The sequence below is a fragment of the Quyinboa mangrovi genome (genome assembly GCF_042219825.1).
GTDB lineage: Bacteria > Bacteroidota > Bacteroidia > Bacteroidales > UBA5342 > JBHJHP01.
The window spans coordinates 1-2235 of record NZ_JBHJHQ010000028.1 but is presented as its reverse complement, the minus strand read 5'-3'; the positions used below and the strand labels follow the sequence as shown (position 1 = coordinate 2235).

Here is a 2235-nt window from a genome sequence, read left to right as displayed (position 1 = left end):
GCAGTCGGGCTATTTTGTCCTGACAGTTCCTTTCCCGTCGGAAAGAAACTGCCACGACAGCATACTGCGGGAACGTTGGGCGTAATATGGATGCAGTGCAAAAATGAAACTTTTAAACCATGAAAGATATAAACATTAGAGATATTATTGATTTAGCCACTCAAGAGGTTGCAGACCCAGATTCTGAGCTGAAAAAGGTTTATGAATGGCATCATGAAAGAAAAATTATGATAATTAAAGGGACGATTAGCATTGCCATTTCGTTAATTATATCCTTGACAATTTCTTATTTCAAAAGTGAATTAAAACTTGATAAGTGGTCAATGCTCTATCCTCTTGGTTTTGCGTTACTTTCAATGACATACGGATTTTATGAATTATATAGAGTAAGAAGTGTAGGTAGAAAATATATCGCAGCGATTACGTTACTTAATCGATTTAAGAAAATTACTCCATTTCTTAATCTTTATCGTCGAACATTAAGAAATCAGTAGAATGGAAAATTTGACCGATTCTTTATCAATAATATCAGGAATATTTGGATTATTATCAATAATTCTGACATTGTTTTCTTTCTTTAGGAGCACAAGAACACAATCAACGAAGCTAAAAGAATTAGATAAAAAGAAATTTGAGTTAGTCCTAGAATCATCTGATATAATTAAGCTTGGTAATTATTTGGATAATGAAATAGGTCAGCTTACAATCTCAGATTATGTTGATAATAAAAGCCTTAATGAGCGAGTTGATTCATTACTTAACAAACTAACTAGATTTGTTGGAACAGAAAATGAAATAAAAACAGATCTTCAAGAACAGGAAGAATTTAAGAAAACAGAATCTCGACAGGACCCAATTAAAGAGTTTCCATTTGTCGGTAAACTTGGAGTTGAATTTGATAAGATTATTAATGAATTATACCTTGGAGAACCTTGGAATGCACTTGCAAGATTAAGAAGACATATTGAGATTCTCCTTAAAGATTTAGCACAAAAAAATAATTTAAATGTGGAAAAGGTTCATTCACTGACTCAGCTAATTGATATCTTAAAACTTAATCAAATAATTGAAATAGATGTTGCCAGGAATCTAAAATATCCCATACACGTCAGTAATAGAGCTGTACATGGACAGGAATTAAAACAAGGAGAAGCAGAAGAAGCAATCCATCATGCAGCATATTCAATCGATAGAATAATAAATACTACGCCCAACACGCGGTCATAAGTAATGCGGGTTGATGTGGTAAATTCAACATGAGTACATTTAATAAACATAACAACGGTTTGATAATTAAGTGCTTCGAAATCCCGCACTACTCATACCGCCAAACGTTGTGCCCAATGTTATGAAAGTGAATATTAAAATTACTGTTTGTGTTATTCTGCTTCTGAATTTGATCTCATGCAAAGGAATTAAGAATACTATTTCAGATGAAGAAATCTACAATTTTATAAATGTAGTTTTAACCGATTTATCATCTGATTACAAAAAATGTGATGCAATATCTGATAAAACTTTAACGACAATTGACGGAAACCATATTCCAATACCAGGAGTTAAATATGACTCTTCAAAAACAATAAAACATCTCGCAGACTATGGATATATAGATTCTTCAGATGTAAACTTCATATTGCAACAGCAATGTGATTCCACGTTTAGACTTGATCAAGATAAAATCAATAAAAGACTCTTAAAACATGTACAAATTGACAGTATTTTTAATTTAGAGAATGACTTAGGATACGAAGTTTTAAGAGATTCATTAGGAATCAAATGTTATGGATATATCTCTAAACCCTTATTTTCAAAAGATCGAAATACTGTATTAATCTCATTTGAATGGTTTAAGGGTTATTTATATGGACAAGGTTCAATACTGATTTTCAAAAAAAGAATTGGAGTTTGGAAATTAGAGCAGGTCATAGGAACATGGGAAAGTTAGAATTATAAAACACAGGGCACAACACGCGGTCATAGTGCATGCGGTTTTATTTTAACTTGCAAATCCTATTTCCGTATGCCGTCGTTTTCGGCTTGACAGTCTCCACTTCGTGGGACAGTCAACCGCACGACACCATACCGCTGGAACGTTAGTGCCAATTTAATAAAGACTATACGACTTATTTGATAATGTCAAAACATAGCATAAGACTTCGAAAGAAAAGTGTTCTCCGAATAATGAAAAGTGGAATCCTTTATCCTACAGTCTTATTTCTTATAATACTTGTA

At 32.6% G+C, this 2235-nt stretch carries 3 protein-coding genes; all 3 read left to right on the top strand.

Annotation, left to right across the window (positions count from 1 at the left end; all coding sequences use genetic code 11):
• Positions 1 to 119 precede the first annotated feature (119 nt).
• The 3 genes from ACE1ET_RS20345 to ACE1ET_RS20335 all read left to right on the top strand — a co-directional run bounded on the left by ACE1ET_RS20345 (position 120) and on the right by ACE1ET_RS20335 (position 1948).
• Positions 120 to 494 (top strand): hypothetical protein, encoded by a 375-nt coding sequence (locus ACE1ET_RS20345; RefSeq protein WP_375730265.1) that lies wholly within the window; start codon positions 120 to 122, stop codon positions 492 to 494.
• Between the two features lies 1 nt (position 495).
• Positions 496 to 1227, top strand: coding sequence for a hypothetical protein (locus ACE1ET_RS20340; protein WP_375730264.1), 732 nt, complete (start codon positions 496 to 498; stop codon positions 1225 to 1227).
• Between the two features lie 121 nt (positions 1228 to 1348).
• The gene (locus ACE1ET_RS20335) at positions 1349 to 1948 is read left to right on the top strand and encodes a hypothetical protein (protein WP_375730263.1); all 600 of its coding nucleotides are present in this window, start codon (positions 1349 to 1351) and stop codon (positions 1946 to 1948) included.
• Positions 1949 to 2235 lie beyond the last annotated feature (287 nt).

Bases quoted from the DNA above. Each gene is read 5' to 3' on its own strand.
- ACE1ET_RS20345 (WP_375730265.1), top strand. From the start codon at position 120: ATGAAAGATATAAACATTAGAGATATTATTGATTTAGCCACTCAAGAG.
- ACE1ET_RS20340 (WP_375730264.1), top strand. From the start codon at position 496: ATGGAAAATTTGACCGATTCTTTATCAATAATATCAGGAATATTTGGA.
- ACE1ET_RS20335 (WP_375730263.1), top strand. From the start codon at position 1,349: ATGAAAGTGAATATTAAAATTACTGTTTGTGTTATTCTGCTTCTGAAT.